The following is a 21,145-nucleotide window of genomic DNA, read 5'->3' on the forward strand; positions in this document are numbered from 1 at the left end:
CCCGTGTGTTAAGGATCATATTAAACCATAGGTTTACGCGTCTCGGCTCCTAATAAACAGTCTTGGGCATTTCTACGGTTCAAATACCCGGATACCCTTTGTCAGGTAGCCGTGGTAAACTGCCTGAGGAATCGGATATCATTTTCACTAAAAAGCCGTATATCATTAATACCATATTTCAGCAGGGCCGGCCGTTCCACACCCATACCGAAAGCAAAACCCGTGAATTTTTCCGGATCTATGCCACAGTTTTTCAATACATTGGGATGTACCATACCGCAGCCCAGGATCTCAACCCAGCCGGTCTTCTTGCATATATTACAACCCTTCCCGCCACAGATAAAGCAACTCACATCCATCTCTGCGCTCGGCTCTGTGAACGGAAAATAAGACGGGCGGAACCTGACCCTTACATCATCGCGGGCATCATTGTACATTTCTTTCACAAAAAAGTACAGGGTTTGTTTCAGGTCTGCAAAGGAAACATTCTCGTCAATATATAAACCTTCTACCTGGTGAAAGAAACAGTGGCTCCTAGAGCTGATGGTTTCGTTGCGGTAAACCCGGCCCGGGCAGATCACGCGGATGGGCAGTTTTCCCTTTTCCATCTCGTGCACCTGGGTATTGCTGGTGTGGGTACGCAGCAGCCAGGGGATGTTAGAAAAAGAATCTGACTCCACATAAAAAGTGTCCTGCATGTCCCTCGCGGGGTGGTATTCCGGTATATTCAGTGCAGTGAAATTGTGCCAGTCGTCTTCAATCTCTGGGCCTTCGGCCACAGCAAAACCCAGCCGCTGAAAAATGTTGATGATGCGGTTCATCGTTAGCGACACCGGGTGCCGGCTTCCGAGCGGCGTTTCATCGCCCGGCAGGGAAACATCAGGCCCGGCCTTGGTCTCTCCTGCTCCAGCACTCGCTGATTTGATTGCTTCATATTTTGCTTCAGCAAACTGTTTGAATTCATTCAGCAATCTGCCCGCCTCTTTTTTATCTTCATTCAGCAGGTTCTTCATTTCGCCCATAGCGGCTTTTACGAGTCCCTTTGTCCCCAACCATTTGATTCTGAATGCCTCCACGGATTGCCCATCAGTTGCTGAAAAACCGTCAATTTCGGCTTTCCAGGCCTCGAGTTTACTTTTCAAGTCCTGCATAGGGCGCAAAGATAGCTCGATTTCATCAGTTGTAAATCAGGATTTTTCGATATACAACCGGGGATTTTCCATGTTATTGTAGTATCCGCCGCACTTGCCTGGGAGAGCGCACACTCCAGCCAAGGATGCCTTTTTGAAGCTGGCGACCTGGCCCTTTTACAATTAACGGCCCGATCTCAAACATCACGTTTCTGCAATGCTTATCTTGCAGCCATGTCAGACTATCTCAATATTGAATCTTTTTTACTGCCTGTCAACATCCGCCAGATAACTGGTGACGAGAGTTATAAATCCGGGCAAATCGGCGCGCTTATTAAACGGTACGAGGAAGAGCTTCCGGATTTGGAGGATGTGGAAATTGTTATCCTGGGTTGTGGAGAACAACGCGGGAAGGGATTCATGGGACCACCCTCAGCAGGTCCGGATGTTATCAGGCGTCATTTTTATGCCCTTTATGGCTGGCATGAAGGCATACGGCTGGCCGATATCGGGAATCTGAAGCAGGGAGAAACCTATAACGATACGCTGGCTGCGTTAAAAACGGTCATTTCCGAACTGATCGAATCGGGGAAGACCGTAGTCATCCTGGGCGGTTCCCATGATCTTACACTCGGACAATACCAGGCGTATAAAAGCAGTCAGACGCTGATGGAAGCGACACTGGTGGATGCGGTGATCGACCTGGATATGGAGTCTCCCTTTTCAAACGATCATTTCCTGATGGACATGTTTACCAGTGAACCCAACTACCTGAAGCATTACAACCATATTGGTTTTCAGAGTTACCTGGTACATCCGGGTATGTTACAAACCCTTGACAAACTCAAGTTTGATTTCTACCGGCTGGGGCATGTACGGGAAAATTTAGAAGAGATTGAGCCCAATATACGAAGCAGCAACCTGTTTTCTTTTGATATCAACGCCATTGCCAATGCTTATGCGCCTGTAAACAGCCTCACCCCCAATGGATTCACCGGCGAAGAAGCCTGCACCCTGATGCAGTTTGCCGGCATGAGCAGCCAAGTAAATTCTATAGGGATCTACGGGTACGATGAAACGGCGGACCGGGACGAGCTGACGGCCAAACAGATCAGCCACATGCTCTGGTATACTATTGATGGCAGGCATAGGAGAAAAAAAGAAGCATCGATGGAAGATCGTGATTCTTTCAATGAGTTTCAGGTTATCTTTTCTGAAATTGAGACCCTATTTCTACAAAGTAAAAAAACAGGCCGCTGGTGGATGCAACTGCCCAACAGACATTTCGCTCCCTGCAGCTACAAGGATTATCTGATGACCGGAAACGATGAGATTCCTGAGAGGTGGTTTCGTGCCCAGCAAAGGAATAGCCCCCCGGAACACACCAGCACGCCAAACAAAAGCTAAGAAGCCTCCCATATTCACATAATTCTTTAATCACCAACTGGTTACCTTTTGTCAGATTTTCTTCAGTTCTTTAACTGAAGATCCTGGTCAGGTATTTTTCTGACGCGAACCGGCTTCGGCTTAGTATCCGATCGCGGGAGCACCCGGCGCTGCTATACGCCGGGAATCCTCAATCGTTTTCGCAGTTAGACCAATCCAAAGATGAAAGCCGGTGGAATTTGTTTTAACTTTCCGCCACTGATGCACCCGTTCATCCTTTTTGAACATCGGCTTATCAGCATATAAACTAATATTGCGGGCAAAATGGCAAAAAGTGCCTGCCAATACGATTTATGAAAACAATCTTTCTGGCTATTCTCCTGCTCATCGTCATCACTGGTTACAGCCAGCCGCAGAAACTTTACTTTGATCCCAATTATGCCGGGGGCTCGCCACAGTCCCAACTTTTTGAAGAAATACACTACATCCCCCTGGAGACTACCAGGGGCAGCCGTTTTGGGCGGATCAGCGAATTGATTGTTACACCTCAATATTTTATAGTGAGAGATAATGACACCGATGCGGTGTATTTTTTCGACAGGCATGGAAAATTTCTCAAGAAATACTCGATGAAGGGTTACCGGGTAATGTCCATTCAACTGGCAGCTCAAAAAAATGCCATCTATATTTCGTTCATCACCAAAAGCTACAACCCCACGCAGGCAGAAATAAAAAAATGGACGGGTGACCCTAAAGAAATATCAGGATCAGGAGTTACAAGGGCTGTGTACTACGACCTCAAAGATGTAACCAGAGGAAAAGTGTCGCCTATTGCCAATTTCAGTCTCGCTATCCTGAGACCCACCCTGCTGAAAAACGGACAGTGGGCTTACAGTCACATCTATGCCGACAAAAAATGGGAAGACTCGACTGATTACGAGCTGAAAATTTCGAACGGCCAGAGAACCCTGAAGGCCTACTTCCCATTCAATATGCAAAAGTCATCTGAATTTTTCGATGAACCGGCGCGCATTTATTTTTACTCAAATCCTTCTGATGGAACAATCCTGTTCTCCCGGCCCTACCATTATACCCTGTACCAGTTATTGCCTGATACCATCACGGAACGTTACACGCTTGTGCTTCCAGCGGAAAGTTCCCTCCCTGCATCTTTTTTTACGCAGAACTTCGAGTCCAAAACAGCATTGCTGGATTTCAAAACAAAGCATACCCAATATAACCTGGCCATCCGGAATGTGACGGAAACCGGGCAATACCTGTTCTTTGGGCTGGAATACTTCAGAGGCGGGCGCGACCGGAGTTACCTGTTTGACAAAGTCAACAATCAATTCTACAATCAGTTCCGGATTTCTTCAGACAGTAACAACTACTTTTTGCCGGTGATGCCTAATGGTATTCAATACAACGATGGTGCCCGGCTATATAGCAGTGTCTCATCAGCAGCTATGTTCCAGGCAAAAGAAGCAGCCCGGACCAGGAACCTCGAATACAATGCAGTTCTCAAAAATTATTTTGCCAGAAGTAACCGGGACGGGAATCCCGTTATCGTACTGCTAAAGCCAAAAACCAAGCGGTGATTATGAGAGTTCCCATTTTTATTTTGCTGGTGCTGTCCCTCCCTTTCGCAGGATCCGGACAGACCAAGGACTCCCTTAAGACCGGTACTCTAACGGGGGTCATTAAAGACTCTGTCGGCGGTAACGTGATGCAGTACGTTACCATCAGTCTTTTCAGAAAATCAGATTCAACGATCCTGGATTACCAGTTATCCAGTCCCCAGGGTGAGTTTCATTTTAAGTCGGTGCCCCTGATGACACCCATGATCCTTGATTTTTCCTTCACAGGGTATAAATCCGCTTCGAGGGTAATCACCATCGATTCCGCTCATAAAACGTTCAAAACGAAAGATGTGTTTCTGGCACGAGGTTATGGTACCCTGGAGGAAGTGGTGGTGCAGGCGGTGGTTCCCATCAGAATGAAAGGGGATACCCTGGAAGTCAACCCGGGCGCATTTAAGCTGGATTCCAACGCAGTTGTGGAGGATATGCTTCGACGGGTACCCGGTATGACCCTCTGGGGCGATGGTTCTATCACGGTAAACGGCAAAGAGGTAAATAAGGTGCTGGTCGACGGTAAGCAATTTTTTGCCAATGACCCCGCTATCGCCACACAAAATCTGCCTAAAAATGCCATCGATAAAATCCAGGTTTACCAGGAAACGGACTATTCGAAAGACAACGCAGAAGTCTCCCCCTCTGATTCCCTCCTGACAATGAATATCAAACTTAAGCCAACTAAAAAGTCGGGCTATTTCGGAAAAGCCGGGGGTGGCCTTGGCACGGGCAATCGGTATGAAGCCGATCTGGCGGGACAGGCTTACAATAATAAATCCAGGTTTGGCCTGGTTGCCAGCGCGAACAATATTAACAAAAGCGCGGATATGCAATCCATTCAGCAGCAAAGCACGTTCCGAAGCTTTAATCCCCGGAACCGGTACGTGGCCAACTTTGGCGGGCAGGGTATCAATGAAATCAGGTTCCTGGGGGCTAACTTTCAGCATAATTTCGCCGAGACAAATAATAACTGGTACAATAACCAGGCAAATGCCTCCTTCACTATCCGTCAAAACATCAATGAAATTGACAACCTTACGAATTCCAGGAGCAGCGCTTCGGGCAAAGTATTCCTGACCAATACACGGTATCAGTCGCAGGGTGATAATATCTCACGTTCATTTAGCGCGGGATACAACAACCGCAACCGAGTCCGCGATTTTTCGACAGATCTGAATGCTAACACAGGCTCGGGCTCGGGTACTTCCAGTTCGGTGACCCACTCAGACGTGGAAGGAGAAGGAGCCGTAAGTGAAAACAACGCACGTACCGTTTATAAAAATGACAACCAGGGCCTAAATTTCACCGCTCGGTTACGAAACAGGGGAGATGATGAACGAAACCTGAAGAGTTTTTCGCTCAGCAATTCGATGGCTATGTCTTCCAGCCGGGGTGAGCGAAACACACAAACGCTTTTTGAGTCACTGGCCGACATATCAAAGAACAAGAACATCAACCGCCTGTATGAAACCGCATCGTCCAGCTTCAGCAATACACTGAGTGCAAATTACAATGCCCTGAAGAGATTACTATTTGGCGGAAACAGCCTCTGGAACATCAACATGGGGGTCTCGAACGATCTGACATTTTCCAGCTCATCATACACATCGGATGTACAGGATTTTAATAAGCTGACGGGGAACTATCAACTCAACGGCTATCTCACCAACCACAATCAATTAAACCGGTTTGAAGACCGGCCCAGTTTCAATATTTCCAAAAGTTTCAATAAAAACCTGAGTGATCGCTACAGCCGGTGGATCAATATTTATCTGAACCTGCGCGGCCAGTTTCTGACAGAGCATAACTCGTCCAGTATCGCCAACCGCAACCTGACTCGTTCCTTTGGCTTTTTTATCCCGGGATTTTCTTTGAATTATAATTACCTGCGTCATAACAGGTACAGAATTGATATGAACCTCTCGCAGAACAGGTCTGCTTCCATTCCATCTGTTGACCAGTTATTTCCCATCATTGACAGCACGAATACTTATAGTTTTAACCACGGCAACCCCTATCTGAGTCCCACGTACAACAACAATTACGGGTTCAATCTGAATTATAACCGGCAGAACCGGCAAAGGAAGACGGATATTGGTTTTGGCGTGTACGGGAATATGAATATTTCCAGGGATGCTGTTTCCGATAGTTCTTATTATGATAACCTGGGGAGGAGAAATATTTATCAGATCAACGTGAGCGGGCGCAGTAATTACAGCTCGGGATTCAACATGAACACTTCATTTAAGTTTAAGAAAAATATCCTTCAACTACGTTATTCGGGAAATCTGAACAATGGCAATGCGCCTACGTATATCGATGGGATCTATTCACTGTCCAGGAACAATAGTATCAGCAATAATTTCAATGTGATGTATGCGATTGCTGACGTTGCAACCTTCCAGGCTTCGCAAAGTATTGCTCTGACTAATAACACGCAGAGTGGCAAAAACCTGAAGTCGTTCAAAAACACAAGTTATATAACGAATGGCAGCATCAACATCAAGTATCCGAAAAATGTTATCTTCAGCAATTCGGTCAATTATGTAAAAAATAAAAGTACGCAACAGAGTGCTGTTTTATGGAATGCTTTCCTGACCTATCGCTTCCTGAAGTCGCAGCAGGCTGAGGCAAAATTTTCGGCGATGGATATTCTGAAACAAAACAAAAATATCTCCACCTATGCCGGCGTTAACAATCTCACCACGACCGTGTCGAATGGCTTGCACCAATTTTTTATGATCACACTTTCCTATTACCCCAGAAAGTTTGGAAAAAATGAGAACCGTGGGCGGAATAGAAATTAGGGTGCTAACAACAACCGGGCTGAAAGCCTTCGCAGTAATTACCCCGCCGAAAAGCCCGCGGCAACCGGAATTTCGGGTAACTATTTGCGGGAGTTGATGTGATCGGTCGCGCAGGGAATCGGGGGCCATGATGGTTCCGGTCGTCCGGCAATCAGGCCGTAATATAAAAAACCAGCCATATATCCGTCGGATTCTATACCTTTGTCTCCTTGCAGGCGGATTTGTTTATTGTTCAGCCTGTTTAAATTATTCTGAACTAATAAACGTCCGATCGCCTCCTACAGGCTCATCCCTCGTTTATTTTTCGGTAGCTAACAACTTAATTTTTTGAATAAATGAGTAGCATCAGAGAATTACTGAATCAAAGGATTCTGTTGCTGGATGGTGCCATGGGGACCATGATCCAGCGTTATGCATTGCAGGAAAAAGATTTCCGGGGAGATCGTTTCAAAGACTGGCCGTCTGACCTGAAAGGAAACAATGATCTCCTGAGCCTTACGCGTCCTGATATTATTAAAGCTATCCACAAAGATTACCTGGCGGCGGGATCGGATATCATTGAAACCAACACGTTCAGCAGCACGTCTATTGCCCAGGCAGACTACGGGATGCAGGAGCTGACCTACGAATTAAATGTAGCTTCTGTCAAATGCGCCAGGGAGGCCATTGCGGAATATATGGATTCACTACCTGCAGGCGAAAAAAGACCGGTTTTTGTAGCTGGCGCTATTGGTCCGTTAAACAAAACCCTGTCCTTGTCTCCCGACGTCAACAACCCCGGGTTCCGGGCTGTAACCTTTGACCAGGTGGTTGATGCCTATTATGAGCAAATCAGGGGATTGGTGGACGGTGGTGTGGATCTCCTCCTGATCGAAACAATATTTGATACGCTGAATGCGAAGGCGGCCATCTTTGCTGCCAGGAAGTTTTTTGCCGATAATCCGGACAGGGAGAAAGAGATCATGATCAGCGGTACCATTACCGATGCATCCGGAAGGACGCTCAGCGGGCAGACGCTCGAAGCCTTCTATATTTCAATCGCCCACGCCCGGCCATTGAGTGTTGGCGTCAACTGTGCCCTTGGCGCAAAAGAAATGCGTGCCCATGTGTCGGAACTATCACAAATCGCGGGCTGCTATGTCTCGGCCTATCCAAATGCCGGCCTGCCCAATGCGATGGGCGAATATGATGAGCACCCGGAGGAAACTGCCTCTTTTTTAGGCGATTGGGCAACGGAGGGATTTGTAAATATTGTTGGTGGGTGCTGCGGCACAACACCGGATCATATACGAAAAATAGCGCAACAGGTAAAGGGATTGAAACCCAGGCTGGTCCCCGTTTAACCTTCGCCGGTTAAGGTGCCTGCTTTCCCAGGTTCTGGCAGAAACCGTTCTGACAGGAACGCCGTTAAAGAAAATAACGGGCATACCTAAAAATTAATTAAACGTTGGCATGCCTCCTGAAGGCTTCAAAGGAAGTATGTTTTCAATGAATGTTTAAAGTGAAATCAATGAAAGAAATTCAACCATATCTGACCTTAAGCGGGCTGGAACCACTGATAGTACGCCCGGAAAGTAATTTTATCAATATCGGTGAACGGACGAATGTCACAGGGTCCAAAAAGTTCGCCCGTCTGATTCGGGAGAACAGGTATGAAGAGGCCCTGAGCGTTGCCAGGCAACAGGTTGAGAATGGCGCCCAGATTCTTGATGTGAACGTGGATGACGCGTTGCTCGATGGCGTACAAGCCATGACACGTTTCCTGAATCAGCTTCAGAGCGAGCCGGATATTGCTAAGGTTCCCATCATGATTGATTCATCGAAATTTGAGATTATTCAAGCCGGCCTTAAGTGTGTACAGGGAAAATGTATTGTAAACTCAATTTCCCTTAAAGAGGGTGAGGAGAAATTCATAGAGCAGGCCACCATTTGCCGGAATTTTGGCGCTGCAGCGATAGTTATGGCATTCGATGAAAAAGGCCAGGCAGATACCGAAGAGCGCAAAGTGCAAATCTGTGAACGCGCTTACCAGGTACTGACCACAAAGGTTGGTTTCCTTCCCCAGGATATTATTTTTGACCCCAATATTTTTGCTATTGCAACCGGGTTGGAAGAGCACAATAATTATGGGGTCGACTTTATAGAAGCCACCCGGGAAATTAAGAAACGCATGCCCCTGACACATATCAGCGGAGGTGTCAGCAACCTTTCCTTTTCCTTCCGGGGCAACGAGCCGGTAAGGGAAGCTATGCACGCGGTATTCCTGTACCATGCGATCCAGGCAGGCATGAGCATGGGCATTGTGAATGCAGGTCAGCTCACCGTGTACGATGAGATAGACCCGGAACTTAGGACCCTTTGCGAAGACGTGATCCTTAACAGGAATAATGAAAACAATGAAGCTACAGAGAAACTGCTCGCATTTGCCGAAACGGTGAAATCACAGGGAAAAACTCAAAAGAAAGATGATGCCTGGCGAAAAGGCAACGTGGAAGAAAGATTGAAGCATGCTTTGGTGAACGGTATCACAGATTATATTGATGAAGATACCGAAGAGGCTCGTCTGACCTATCCAAGACCGCTAGATGTTATCGAGGGCCCCCTGATGGCAGGTATGGATGTGGTGGGAGACTTGTTTGGTGCCGGTAAGATGTTCCTGCCCCAGGTTGTGAAAAGTGCCCGGGTAATGAAGAAAAGTGTTGCCTGGCTAACCCCTTTTATTGAGCAGGAGAAACTGGACAATCCGGATCTGGATGAGAGCAAAGTGCCAAAAATTCTGCTGGCAACCGTTAAAGGCGATGTGCACGATATTGGTAAAAACATTGTTGGCGTGGTACTAGGATGCAACGGTTACCAGGTGCTTGACCTCGGCGTGATGGTGCCTGCTGAAAAAATCCTGGACACTGCCGTTAAAGAAAACGTGGATATCATTGGGGTGAGCGGACTGATTACTCCTTCCCTGGATGAAATGGTGAACGTGGCGCACGAGATGCAGAGACGAGATATGCAGCAACCGCTTCTGATAGGGGGGGCCACTACATCCCGGATGCACACGGCCGTTAAAATTGCACCTCAGTTCAATAATGGTGTCGTTCACGTGCTGGACGCCTCACGCAGCGTAAGTGTGACCGGTTCACTACTAAACCCGGAACTGAAAGGAAGTTTTCTGGCTTCCATCCGCAACGAATACCAGAAACTCGCTGAGGAATTCGCCAATAAAAAGACCGTCAAGCAATTCCTCCCATTCCATGAGGCCCAGCAAAATAAGGCCCCAATTAAATGGGATAACTACGCGCCAACACCACCCCGCTTCACCGGCGTAAAAATTTTCGAAGACTTTGACCTTTCGGAAATTCGGAAATTTTTCGACTGGCAGCCGTTTTTCATTGCCTGGGAAATGCATGGCAAGTTTCCGCAGATCCTTGAAGATGAGGTTGTGGGCGCCGAAGCCACCAAACTTTACAACGATGCGAATGCGTTGCTGGACCGGATCATTTGTGAAAAATGGCTGACTCCCAGGGGAACAGTCGGCTTCTGGCCTGTGGCGAAAATTGCAGATGACTCGGTAGTCGTTCATCACCCCGAAAAGAAAATCAGACTGGAATTTCTGCGCCAGCAATTGAAAAAGGCGCCCGGCCAACCCAATTACAGCCTGGCCGATTTTATCAAACCGGCAACGCCCGGCGCGGAGGCTCCTTCCGATTATATTGGTGCTTTTTCTGTAACCATCCATGGCACTGAACCGCATTTGCAGCGATTCATCGCGGAGAATGATGATTATAATAAAATCAACCTGCAGGCGCTGGCCGATCGTTTTGCTGAAGGGTTTGCCGAAGCCCTCCATGAAAAGGTAAGGAAAGAATTGTGGGGTTACGCGGCAGATGAGACGCTGAATAACGAAGACCTGATCGGGGAAAAATACCAGGGAATCAGACCGGCGCCGGGCTACCCTGCATGCCCGGATCATACCGAGAAGTTCAAACTTTTTGAGCTGCTGGGCGGTGAGGCCAATACAAGCATCCACCTGACAGAGTCGCTGGCCATGTACCCGGCCTCTTCAGTCTGCGGATGGTATTTCAGTCATCCTGAAAGCAAATATTTTGGTGTCGGCAAAATCAAACAGGATCAGCTTGATGACTATGCAGCCAGGAAGGAAATGAGCGAGGAGGGTATGAGAAAATGGCTAAGACCGATTCTGGATTAAACATAGCTGCTTATCCGGTAGTCACCGGCAAAACAGGATAATCACCAGGTAGTGATATTATACATCCCGGCACAGCTTGCTCATCCGGTGGTCACCGCTAGCTCTGACCATCACCAGGTGGTGATATTATTCATTTCCGGTCACCGTCTCCCTGCGGGGACGCTTTCCGTATCGCAGTTTAAATCCGATCATGGTCGTTGACAAGATCAGTACCACCACATTCGTCAGTACGATGACCATATCCTGCTTCAGGGCGCCGTAAACTATCCACATGACCTCATTGATCGCCGCAATGAGAAACATATTCATGGAGATATCCCTGGCGGATCTCTCGCGATAGGTTTTAATAACCTGGGGAAGGAAGGTAAGCGTGGTGATAAACCCTGCAGAATAACCCAGCATATCTACTCCTGTCATATGTTGTGTATTAAAAGTGACTTGTGGAGGAGTGTTATTTGGCTTTTCTTTTCCTGTAATAAGGTTCCAGGTTTTTAATTTCCACCTTTCGGAACTCAACCGGGTGGCCTTCACTTTGTAAAGAGATATAACCGCCGCTGAGCATTTGTCCGTCTTTCTTAACTGCCGGATCGAAGTTACTCACATTCCCTCCGCCGATCTGCGGCTTTTGGTACACGAGGACTGTATCGCCATTCACAATATGCTTCACGACTTCATTGCCCAACACCAGGACTTCAGCCCTTACCCATTCCTCGTTCCTGAAAGTCCTAGAAGAAGAATTAATACAATGAGGTGTAAAAAGTTTTCCGTTCATCTCCACATTGGTGCCTGGTGTACATAAGTTACAGGTGGGCCTTACACCCGTAGAATCACCTCCCAGCAGTTGCACTTCTATTGAAATAGGAAAATCCTGATCCCGGAGCATCGTGGCGGGATCCTGGCAATGAATCATGATGCCGCTGTTTTTATAGGCCCAGCCCGGCGCTTTCGGCGCCTGTTTGCCTACAAAGCGGTATTCTACTGCCAAAAGGTAATACGAATACGGAGTCTTATAAAAGAGGTGACCGAACCGGTCTTTGAAATCATCGCCATAGCCCTCATAGCTGGCTTTTATCATGCCTTTCTCTACCCGGAATGTATTTGCAAAATTTTCCCCATAAGCATAACCTCGAATCTTAGGTTTCCACCCGCTTAGATTCTTGCCGTTGAACAACTGTTGCCATTTAACCCCTGAGTAGGTCTGCTGTGCATGAAATGTCAGCGTTGTAAATAGTAGCAGTGCAGTCATTAATACTTTCATATACATGAATTGTTTTGAAAAAATTATAAATCGGCTATCGTTTTTCCAATAGCCAGGGTAATGTCCACCTTTTTCTAATTGTATAATTGGAAGTTATATACTGGCGTATATGATCCATAGCTTCATCTATGTCATCCGTCAGCAGCACGAGCTTCAAATCTTCCCTGGAAATTGTACCTTTTTCGGCCATGCCTTCGATCATCTGCATAAGATCGCTGTAAAACTCCTTTCCAAAGATCACGATTGGAAAAGCTGTAATAGTACCAGTCTGAACCAGGGTGAGCGTCTCAAAAAACTCGTCCATTGTACCAAATCCCCCTGGCATGATAATAAATGCATAACTATATTTGACGAGCAACACCTTTCTTACAAAGAAATGTTCAAACGTCACTGCCCGCGTCAGATAGGGATTATAGTGTTGCTCAAATGGAAGTTTAACATTACATCCTAGAGAAACGCCATCATTTTCAAAAGCCCCTCTGTTCGCTGCCTCCATGATTCCGGGGCCGCCCCCGGTCATCGTTACAAATCCAAGATCGGCGATCCGCCGACCAAACTCTCTCGCCTGCTGATAGTAAATACTGTCTGGTCCGAATCTGGCGGATCCGAAAACGGTAATACAGGGTCCTGCGAAGTGCAGGGTTCTGAAGCCCTTCAAAAACTGCCATAGCACTTTGATGGCAAAAAACAGTTCATAACCACGGCTTTTCGGCCCATCGAGATAAATGTGCTCTTTGGCGGGAATAATACGCTTCGAAGTTTTTAGCTTGATATTTGCTTCCATAATCGTGCGAGCGACAAACTCGCCGGCGGCAAAATTCGTTTATAAAATTGAATAAAAACAACCGTGTCACTTATTTTTGCCAAATCAACAATATCTGTCACCTATGCGCATCATCAGCTATAACGTGAATGGAATAAGGTCCGCTATCAATAAAGGTTTCCTGGATTGGCTGAAAACCGACCCCGCGGATATTATCTGTGTACAAGAGACCAAGGCCCTCAGAGATAACGTGGATCACAAACTATTCAATGAACTTGGCTATCATGATTTTTGGTTTTCCGCGTTAAAAAAAGGGTATAGCGGTGTAGCGGTTTTCAGCAAGATCAAACCCGACCATGTTGAGTATGGAAGCGGCCACAAGATCAGTGATGAGGAGGGACGCGTGATCCAGCTCGACTTTGGAAATATCCGGCTGCTGAATGCCTATTTCCCTTCGGGTACAAGTGGTGAGGAGCGACAGTCGTTTAAATATGAGTGGCTGGACGAGTTTCTTAGCTATGTGCTAAAACTCCGGAAGAAATTCCCGCGTCTGATCATTTGTGGGGATTATAACATCGCGCACGAAGCTATAGATATCCATGATCCAAAAGGCAACAAGAACTCTTCAGGGTTCCTGCCGCAAGAGAGAGCCTGGATGGATAAATTCCTCGCAGACGGATTTCATGATACTTTCCGGATGCTGCATCCAACCGAAGCGCATCGTTATAGCTGGTGGAGTCAACGGTTTCCGACTGTCCGGCTGAATAACAAAGGATGGAGAATTGATTATATATCGGTCAGCGACCCGCTGGTGAAAGATGTTCAGGAATCAGATATTTTTCCTGATGTAAAACACAGTGATCATTGCCCCGTCTACTTAAAGCTCAGGACGGATGGCTAAGCTGATCGTCAATGTAACTACGAGGGTTGCTGCGGAAATCGAGTCCGCCTGGCTGCAATGGCTGCGTGATGAGCATATCCCCGGGATACTGTCAACAACGTGTTTCAGCGATGCAGTTATTCTAAAACTTATAGAAGCCGATGAGGCCAGTGGACCCACTTTCGCCGTGCAGTTTCATGCCAATGAGGAAGCCGATTTTCAACGATATCTTGAGTACTACGATGAACGGTTCTTGTTGGAATTCAGGGACAAATGGGGCGAACAGGCCCTGAGTTTCAGGACAATACTGAAGGTTGTGCATTGATTGTGCATAAACTGTACCCCCGCCAGAAACGGGGCGTAGCGTAGGGTTTCGACGGCCATCCGGCCTGTTTAATCGGCTACAATGCAGTCCCAATAGGGCTTTCAGAGAAAATGATATCTAATAGCAGACTGTTCCCGGCACCCCGGGAATGCTGTGATTCGCACCCAAAGCGGTTCTGAGGCGATTTGAGCATTTTTTTATCCTCCTGATTTTTTTTTGATTCGTTGAAAAACCATTTAAATTTGTTAAGTAAACAACTCATTAAAATTTAAATTATGAACAAAGCTGAATTGATTGAAAAAATCGCTAACGATGCTGGTATCACGAAAACACAGGCGAATGCTGCATTGGATTCTTTCACCGGCGCCGTACAAAAAACTTTAAAAGGTGGCGGTAAAGTTACCTTGGTAGGGTTTGGCACTTTCTCCGTTAGCAAAAGGGCTGCCCGTAACGGACGCAATCCGCAAACAGGAGCCGTGATCAAGATCAAAGCTAAGAAAGTTGCCCGTTTCAAACCCGGCAAAGAACTTTCAGCGAAGATCTGACAGCCCATCGTATTGTAATGCTCCGGAATTCCGGGGCATTTTTTTTCGGATACCCTTACATTTGCAGAAATTAAAATTATTTATACATGGGAAGAGGTGATAAGAAAACGGCAAAGGGTAAAAGATTCATGGGTTCTTTCGGCAAAAGCCGCCCGGCAAATCCAAAAAAGAAGCCGGCAGCGGATCAGAAAACGGCTAAGAAAGAAGCCTGAATTGAACGACTAAGCAAGTGAAAGCGGTCTAACGACCGCCAGATATAATATTTCAGGGCAAATCTTATCCCGATTGCCCTTTTTTTGTATGGATGACTCTGAGGAGTTCTGAATCCCTTTGTTATAGCCTGTGGCCCCCGAGTATCAGGGCGATAATCTTTCAATTTTCCACTGCCCGCTTTCAAGCAACGAATACTGTATCCTGTCGTGCATCCGGTTTGGGCGACCCTGCCAGAATTCAATACTGACGGGCTTTACGCGGTAACCTCCCCAATGCGGTGGTCTTGGAATTTCGCCGTGTTTAAACCGTTCTCGATAAAAATCAAAGGTCTCTTTCAGCCAGGCTTTTCCTGCTACCACTGCGCTCTGGGTTGAAGCCCAGGCCCCGATCCGGCTACCTTCAGGCCGGCTGTTGAAATAGGCCAGGCTTTCTTCTGCGGTGGTCTTTTCAGCAGTTCCCACAATCATTACCTGCCGCTCAAGTTCCTTCCAGAAAAACAGGAGGCTAACTTTCGGATTTCCTGAAATCTGCAAGCCCTTCCTGCTATTATAGTTGGTAAAAAAGATAAAACCCCGTTCATCATAACCCTTGAGCAAAACGGTCCTGCTGTAAGGAATATTCTTTTCGTCCACCGTACTAAGCGTCATCGCGTTCACCTCAGTGAACTTAGACTTTATCGCTTCCTGCCACCAAACACCGAACTGCGCAAACGGATTCCTATCCACCTCCTGCTCATTCAGGGTTTTCTTAGAGTATTCAATGCGTATATCAGAAATTTGTTGGTCCATCTTAACTACATTAGAAAAACGGCTTGCAATGTCCTTACCCGGAAAAGCTTTTGAAGACCGTGTGGCGGGAGTTGAGTTCCGCGTCAGTAGATCAGCGTCCCCACTTCCTCGCCTAAAACCACTTTCATCAGGTTTCCGGGTTTATTCATATCAAACACAATTATCGGAAGGTTGTTCTCCATGCACAAGGTAAATGCGGTCATATCCATGATGCGCAGGTTATTGGTAATACATTCTTGGTAAGTCACGGTGGTGTATTTGGTGGCTGTAGGGTCTTTCTCCGGATCGGCAGTATAAACCCCGTCAACCCGTGTTCCTTTCAGGATCACATCAGCATTGATTTCGATGGCCCTCAACGAACCGGCCGTGTCGGTGGTAAAATATGGGTTGCCTGTCCCGGCGCCAAAAATCACCACCCTGCCTTTTTCAAGGTGACGGATCGCCCGTCTCCTGATGTAGGGTTCGGCAACCTGTTCTATTTTGATGGCACTCAACAGCCTTGTAAAAATTCCGGCTTTTTCAAGTCCCGCCTGCAGGGCCATACCATTGATCAACGTCGCCAGCATACCCATATAATCGCCATGCGCCCGCTCTATGCCGGTTTGTGCTTCGTTCATACCCCGGTATATATTGCCACCTCCAATCACAAGGGCAACTTCCACTCCCGCGTCCACAACTGATTTAATCCCCTCGGCATATTGGAGGATCACATCAGTATCAAAACCAAAATTCTTATTCCCCATTAGGGATTCTCCGGAAAGTTTTAACAATATTCTTTTGTACCTGGGGCGCATCGAGTTAATTTTTTGTGTGCTGAAAATAAATCCTGTCTGTCAGGCAGCGAAGATAATTAATTGGGAAGTATATCCAATAGATATAGGAGGCACTGCTTTGAATGACCGGCCGGATACATTACCTTTAACAATATCAATAAACCAGAGACCTCAAACAATAATTAAAAACGCAAACAGATGAAAAGAAAGATCGGTACGAGCAATGTAAGTATTACACCTGTCACCATGGGGGCATGGGCAATCGGCGGATTTATGTGGGGTGGCAATGATGAAAAGGACTCTATCGCTGCCATTCATGCCTACCTGGATCACGGTGTTACATCCATTGATACGGCTCCCATGTATGGATTTGGATATAGTGAAGAACTCGTGGGAAGGGCGATTAAAGATTACAGTCGGGATAAAGTGGAGATCCTGACCAAGTTCGGTATGGTCTGGGATATAGAAAAAGGCGATTACGCCTTTGACGGAAAAGACCGCGCGGGCAACCTGAAGAAAGTGTACCGCTACGCCGGTTACGACAAAATTTTGAGTGATGTGGAACTGAGCCTAAAACGCCTGCAAACAGACTATGTAGATCTTATACAATTGCACTGGCCTGACACTACTACACCCATTGAGGAGCCGATGCGCGCCCTGGATAAGCTACTGAAAGACGGTAAAACGAAAGCTATTGGTGTCTGCAATTACAACGCAGCTCAACTGGCTGAAGCTGAACAAACCGTTAAACTTCATTCAATCCAGGTCCCGTACAGCATGATCAGGCGCCATATTGAAGCAGATGTACAACCCTATGCGCTGGAGCACCAATTGTCGATCATCGCCTATAGCCCGATGGAACGGGGTTTGCTGACGGGAAAGTACCAGGACGGCAGCCAACTGGCAGAAGACGATCACCGCAGGAATTATTTTAGCCGGTTTGACATGGCAGCGGTTACTAAATTGATCAGCAATCTGAGGGGCCTCGCCGAAAAATATAATGCTTCACTATCCCAGCTTGTCCTGGCCTGGACTTTCCACCAGCCTGCAGTTGTTGCAGCCCTCGCGGGAGCACGAAATGCAAAGCAAGCTGAAGAAAATGCAAAAGCCCTTCAGATCAGCATTAGTGCCGAAGATCTTCAACTGATCCGCTCCTGGCTACCCGAAAAAGCATTTAGTTGATATGACTCAGGCAATTTGTTTTGGCGAGGTTTTATGGGATTTACTACCCGATGGGGCGAAACCCGGAGGTGCGCCCATGAACGTGGCCTATCACCTCAACCGTTTAGGTAAGAAAACAGCGCTGATCTCAAAGGTAGGCGATGATGATCTTGGTATAGATCTGATCAACTTTATGCAGCAGCAACGCGTGCCAATATCACTGCTGCAACAGGATAAAACGATGTCGACAGGAACGGTCAGGGTTATACCCGGCGCAGATGGCGATGTATCATACGATATTGTCAAACCTGTGGCTTACGACTTCATTGATTTTACCGCGGAAGCAAAAGCAGCAGTGTCAACGGCTTCACATTTTGTATTTGGAAGCCTTGCCGCCCGTAACGCGCATTCCAGAGATTCTCTTCTTGAATTGATCTCATCGGCAAATACGAAAGTACTCGACATTAACCTGCGACCCCCTCACTACGAACAGGCTCTGCTGGAAAAGCTATTTGAAAAAGCAGATATCCTGAAATTAAACGAGCATGAACTGGAAATTATTTCCGGATGGCACGCCGACATCAGTGCATTCAGGGATCAGGTCAGGTTGATGGGCGACCGTTATGGGATCCATCAGATCGTGGTTACCAGGGGGGCATCCGGTGCTTGTTATTTTGATGGCGAGCGCTTTTACGAGCACCCCGGATTCCGGGTGGTGGTAAAAGATACCGTGGGTTGCGGCGATGCATTCCTGGCCGGTTTCCTCTCCCCGCTGATGGACGGTCGCCGGCCGGAGGATTGTCTGGATTTTGCTTCGAGGCTGGGAGCGTTTGTAGCCACGCAGGAGGGGGCGTGCCCGGAATATGAGCCGGCATCGATTTTCGGCGGAGAATAAAAAAAAGCACCTCTAAAAAGAGGCGCCTGAAATAAATTTATAAAACACCATTTCCCGATAATGGGAATCCGGCTTAGCCTAAAGCCACACGTACAAATTCCTGTACCTTAACGTCTCCGCTTTCGTGGAGGTAATCGCCTACAGACTTGGAACTGTCTTTCACGTAAGACTGTGCAACCAGGGTTTGTTCTTTGAAGAATGCGCCCAGCTTACCTTCTGCGATCTTTGACAGCATTTCATCGGGCTTCCCTGCCATCTTCGGATCCTGTTTCATGATATCCATGATAACGTTTTTCTCGCGTTCGATGACTTCAGCGGGAACACTTGCTGCATCCACAGCAACCGGGCTTAGAGCAGCCACCTGCATAGCTACGTTCTTACCCACCTCATCGGCTTCCTTATTCAATCCCACCAGCACACCGATCCGGTAGGCCCCGTGAATATAAGATGAAACGAAAGGTGCATTTACTCTTTGAAATTTGGTCAGGCCGATTTTTTCACCGATGGTTGCCAATTTTTCATTGATCAGTTCACTTACTTTTAAGCCATTTACAACCACTTCGTTCAGTTCGTCCAGGCTATTTACATTATTGCTGATGGCTGCATCAGCAATGCTTTGTACGAAAGCGACAAACTCCTCATTCTTCGACACGAAATCTGTTTCGCAACTTACACAAACCACAATACCTGATTTATGATCGCTGGTCGTCTGGGCAATAACCACGCCTTCTTTGGCTTCTTTATCGCCTCTTTTTGCAGCTACTTTTTGTCCTTGTTTACGCAGCCAGTCGATGGCAGCTTCAAAATCGCCATTGGTTTCCATTAAAGCTTTACGGCAGTCCATCATGCCGGCGCCAGTTGCCTGGCGCAGTTTATTAATATCCTGTACGGTAATAGTTACTGTTGACATATTATATATTTTTAGGTTTCGGGATACGGAACGATCTGTCCCGGTCCGCTTACATTCAGATCATGGCTATTTCAGTCCAGCCCTGTTGCCGTTCGCCAGCGCGTGTTATCTTCTGGGAGCGCCGCCTGGTCTGCCGCCACCGCCACCGGTTGGGGTCCTGCGACGTTGACCGCCTGGTCCGCGGGATCCGCGGGATTGACGTCCGCCCTCTGCTTCTGCTTCGGCCTGGATTTTTGCGGCTTGTTTTTCTTTCTCGTCGCTGAAATTATCTTCCTGCTCTTCGTCTTTCGCTGCTTGTCTTTCTGCCAGTCCCTCTGCGATCGCTGCCGTGATATAGTTCACTACGATGGCGATAGATTTGGTAGCGTCATCATTTGCAGGAATGGCGAAATCCACTTTATTAGGATCACAGTTAGTGTCAACCACGCCGAAAGTAGTTACATTCAGGCGTTTTGCTTCAGCCAGTGCGATATGTTCATGACCAATATCCACGATGAACAAAGCAGCCGGAACGCGTCCCAGTTGGGCAATCCCTCCCAGTACCTTTTCCATCTTGTCTTTATCGCGGCTCAGGGTCAGGCGTTCTTTTTTGGTGATGCTGTCCAGTGATCCGTCAGCCAGCATTTTTTCAATACTCTGCATCTTTTTTACAGATTTGCGTACGGTATTGAAATTCGTCAGCATACCACCCAGCCAGCGCTCGGTAACATAAGGCATGCCCACTTTCTGAGCAGATTCAGTAACAATATCCTTGGCTTGTTTTTTTGTGCCAACAAAAAGGATCTTTTTACCGCTGCGGGCGATCTGTTTCATTGCTGCCGCTGTTTCCTGCAGGCACTCTACCGTTTTATTCAGATCGATGATATGAATACCTTTCTTTTCAGCGAAGATATAAGGCAGCATCTTGGGGTTCCATTTCTTCTTCAGGTGACCGAAATGTACGCCGGCATCCAGGAGCTGCTGTTGTAAAGATGTATTGTTATTTTCCATTTCTTGGATTTGAAATTTTTAGTGAGTTGTTCAAAGCGACGCTTGAGCCGTTCTTTTAAATAGCATAAGAACGACCATTGATTACCTTTTAGAGAACTGGTAGCTCTTCCTCGCTTTTTTATGACCAAATTTCTTGCGCTCAACGGAGCGTGGATCCCTTTTCAGGAGTCCGGCAGCCTTCAGCAGCGGGCGCAGTTCAGCGTTTTGCTCCACCAGGGCACGGGCGATACCGAGCATGGCAGCTTCAGCCTGACCTTTTACGCCGCCACCGCTGGCGGTGATTTTGATATCGAATTTATCAGCAGCTTCCACGGCCTTTAGGGGGCGTTCCACCTGGTTTTGCAGATAAACGAGGGGAAAATAGATTTTATAGTCCTTACTGTTGATGGTGATAGCACCAGTGCCTTTGGAAAGAAAAACCCGTGTTACGGCTTCTTTACGGCGTCCAACAGCATTTTTTTGTTTTTCCATATTATATATGTT

General features: G+C 47.1%; 20 protein-coding genes. 11 read left to right on the forward strand and 9 right to left on the reverse strand.

All coding sequences use genetic code 11. The annotated features are described in order from the left end of the window. Positions 1-101: 101 nt before the first annotated feature. On the reverse strand, positions 102-1,151 hold the full coding sequence (gene pheS / locus AC3WS5_RS01450) for a phenylalanine--tRNA ligase subunit alpha (RefSeq protein ID WP_492465412.1): 1,050 nt from the start codon (positions 1,149-1,151) through the stop codon (positions 102-104). 213 nt (positions 1,152-1,364) lie between these two features. Here pheS and AC3WS5_RS01455 point away from each other — a divergent pair, with 213 nt between their 5' ends. The 5 genes from AC3WS5_RS01455 (at position 1,365) to metH (ending at position 11,161) form a co-directional block, all read left to right on the forward strand. Then, positions 1,365-2,537, forward strand: a complete 1,173-nt coding sequence (locus tag AC3WS5_RS01455; RefSeq protein WP_492465413.1) for a formimidoylglutamase — start codon at positions 1,365-1,367, stop codon at positions 2,535-2,537. Positions 2,538-2,869: 332 nt separating this feature from the next. Further along, positions 2,870-4,114, forward strand: coding sequence for a 6-bladed beta-propeller (locus AC3WS5_RS01460; RefSeq protein WP_492465414.1), 1,245 nt, complete (start codon positions 2,870-2,872; stop codon positions 4,112-4,114). 2 nt (positions 4,115-4,116) lie between these two features. Continuing rightward, entirely contained in the window at positions 4,117-6,957 is a 2,841-nt protein-coding gene (locus tag AC3WS5_RS01465; RefSeq protein ID WP_492465415.1) for an outer membrane beta-barrel protein, read from the forward strand. Between the two features lie 335 nt (positions 6,958-7,292). Then, on the forward strand, positions 7,293-8,300 hold the full coding sequence (locus AC3WS5_RS01470) for a homocysteine S-methyltransferase family protein (RefSeq protein ID WP_492465416.1): 1,008 nt from the start codon (positions 7,293-7,295) through the stop codon (positions 8,298-8,300). A 167-nt stretch (positions 8,301-8,467) separates the two neighbouring features. Continuing rightward, a complete protein-coding gene (gene metH / locus AC3WS5_RS01475; RefSeq protein ID WP_492465417.1) occupies positions 8,468-11,161 on the forward strand; it encodes a methionine synthase in 2,694 nt (897 codons plus the stop codon). Between the two features lie 126 nt (positions 11,162-11,287). Here the strand turns inward: metH and AC3WS5_RS01480 are convergent, their stop codons facing one another. The 3 genes from AC3WS5_RS01480 to AC3WS5_RS01490 are packed head-to-tail and all read right to left on the reverse strand — an operon-like array spanning position 11,288 to position 13,203. Next, the gene (locus tag AC3WS5_RS01480) at positions 11,288-11,578 is read right to left on the reverse strand and encodes a SemiSWEET family sugar transporter (protein ID WP_492465418.1); all 291 of its coding nucleotides are present in this window, start codon (positions 11,576-11,578) and stop codon (positions 11,288-11,290) included. Between the two features lie 34 nt (positions 11,579-11,612). Then, the gene (locus AC3WS5_RS01485; protein ID WP_492465419.1) at positions 11,613-12,419 is read right to left on the reverse strand and encodes a 3-keto-disaccharide hydrolase; all 807 of its coding nucleotides are present in this window, start codon (positions 12,417-12,419) and stop codon (positions 11,613-11,615) included. A 34-nt stretch (positions 12,420-12,453) separates the two neighbouring features. Further along, positions 12,454-13,203, reverse strand: coding sequence for an LOG family protein (locus tag AC3WS5_RS01490; protein WP_492465420.1), 750 nt, complete (start codon positions 13,201-13,203; stop codon positions 12,454-12,456). 103 nt (positions 13,204-13,306) lie between these two features. Here AC3WS5_RS01490 and AC3WS5_RS01495 point away from each other — a divergent pair, with 103 nt between their 5' ends. The 4 genes from AC3WS5_RS01495 to AC3WS5_RS01510 all read left to right on the forward strand — a co-directional run bounded on the left by AC3WS5_RS01495 (position 13,307) and on the right by AC3WS5_RS01510 (position 15,144). Next, entirely contained in the window at positions 13,307-14,083 is a 777-nt protein-coding gene (locus AC3WS5_RS01495; protein ID WP_492465421.1) for an exodeoxyribonuclease III, read from the forward strand. Next, a complete protein-coding gene (locus tag AC3WS5_RS01500) occupies positions 14,076-14,387 on the forward strand; it encodes a DUF4286 family protein (protein ID WP_492465422.1) in 312 nt (103 codons plus the stop codon). The genes AC3WS5_RS01495 and AC3WS5_RS01500 overlap by 8 nt, the downstream gene beginning before the upstream one ends. A gap of 275 nt (positions 14,388-14,662) precedes the next feature. After that, entirely contained in the window at positions 14,663-14,932 is a 270-nt protein-coding gene (locus AC3WS5_RS01505) for an HU family DNA-binding protein (RefSeq protein WP_492465423.1), read from the forward strand. 86 nt (positions 14,933-15,018) lie between these two features. After that, entirely contained in the window at positions 15,019-15,144 is a 126-nt protein-coding gene (locus tag AC3WS5_RS01510; RefSeq protein ID WP_492465424.1) for a 30S ribosomal protein THX, read from the forward strand. A gap of 144 nt (positions 15,145-15,288) precedes the next feature. On the opposite strand, the gene pdxH is transcribed toward AC3WS5_RS01510, so the two are convergent. Continuing rightward, positions 15,289-15,933 (reverse strand): pyridoxamine 5'-phosphate oxidase, encoded by a 645-nt coding sequence (gene pdxH, locus AC3WS5_RS01515; protein ID WP_492465425.1) that lies wholly within the window; start codon positions 15,931-15,933, stop codon positions 15,289-15,291. Between the two features lie 83 nt (positions 15,934-16,016). Continuing rightward, on the reverse strand, positions 16,017-16,727 hold the full coding sequence (gene pyrH / locus AC3WS5_RS01520) for a UMP kinase (protein WP_492465426.1): 711 nt from the start codon (positions 16,725-16,727) through the stop codon (positions 16,017-16,019). 177 nt (positions 16,728-16,904) lie between these two features. On the opposite strand from pyrH, the gene AC3WS5_RS01525 reads away from it, so the two are divergent. Both AC3WS5_RS01525 and AC3WS5_RS01530 read left to right on the forward strand, forming a co-directional pair. Next, entirely contained in the window at positions 16,905-17,888 is a 984-nt protein-coding gene (locus tag AC3WS5_RS01525) for an aldo/keto reductase (RefSeq protein WP_492465427.1), read from the forward strand. A gap of 1 nt (position 17,889) precedes the next feature. Beyond that, the gene (locus tag AC3WS5_RS01530; protein ID WP_492465428.1) at positions 17,890-18,762 is read left to right on the forward strand and encodes a carbohydrate kinase family protein; all 873 of its coding nucleotides are present in this window, start codon (positions 17,890-17,892) and stop codon (positions 18,760-18,762) included. Between the two features lie 73 nt (positions 18,763-18,835). On the opposite strand, the gene tsf is transcribed toward AC3WS5_RS01530, so the two are convergent. From tsf to rpsI, 3 genes are all read right to left on the reverse strand, one after another. Beyond that, positions 18,836-19,672, reverse strand: coding sequence for a translation elongation factor Ts (gene tsf, locus AC3WS5_RS01535; protein ID WP_492465429.1), 837 nt, complete (start codon positions 19,670-19,672; stop codon positions 18,836-18,838). A 105-nt stretch (positions 19,673-19,777) separates the two neighbouring features. Beyond that, positions 19,778-20,662 carry a 30S ribosomal protein S2 gene (gene rpsB, locus AC3WS5_RS01540; protein ID WP_492465430.1) on the reverse strand — a complete coding sequence of 295 codons (885 nt, stop codon included), beginning with the start codon at positions 20,660-20,662 and terminating at the stop codon, positions 19,778-19,780. 81 nt (positions 20,663-20,743) lie between these two features. Next, positions 20,744-21,133 (reverse strand): 30S ribosomal protein S9, encoded by a 390-nt coding sequence (gene rpsI / locus AC3WS5_RS01545; RefSeq protein WP_492465431.1) that lies wholly within the window; start codon positions 21,131-21,133, stop codon positions 20,744-20,746. Positions 21,134-21,145: the final 12 nt, after the last annotated feature.

The organism is Niabella sp. CPT15-335-S11 (assembly GCF_058792415.1).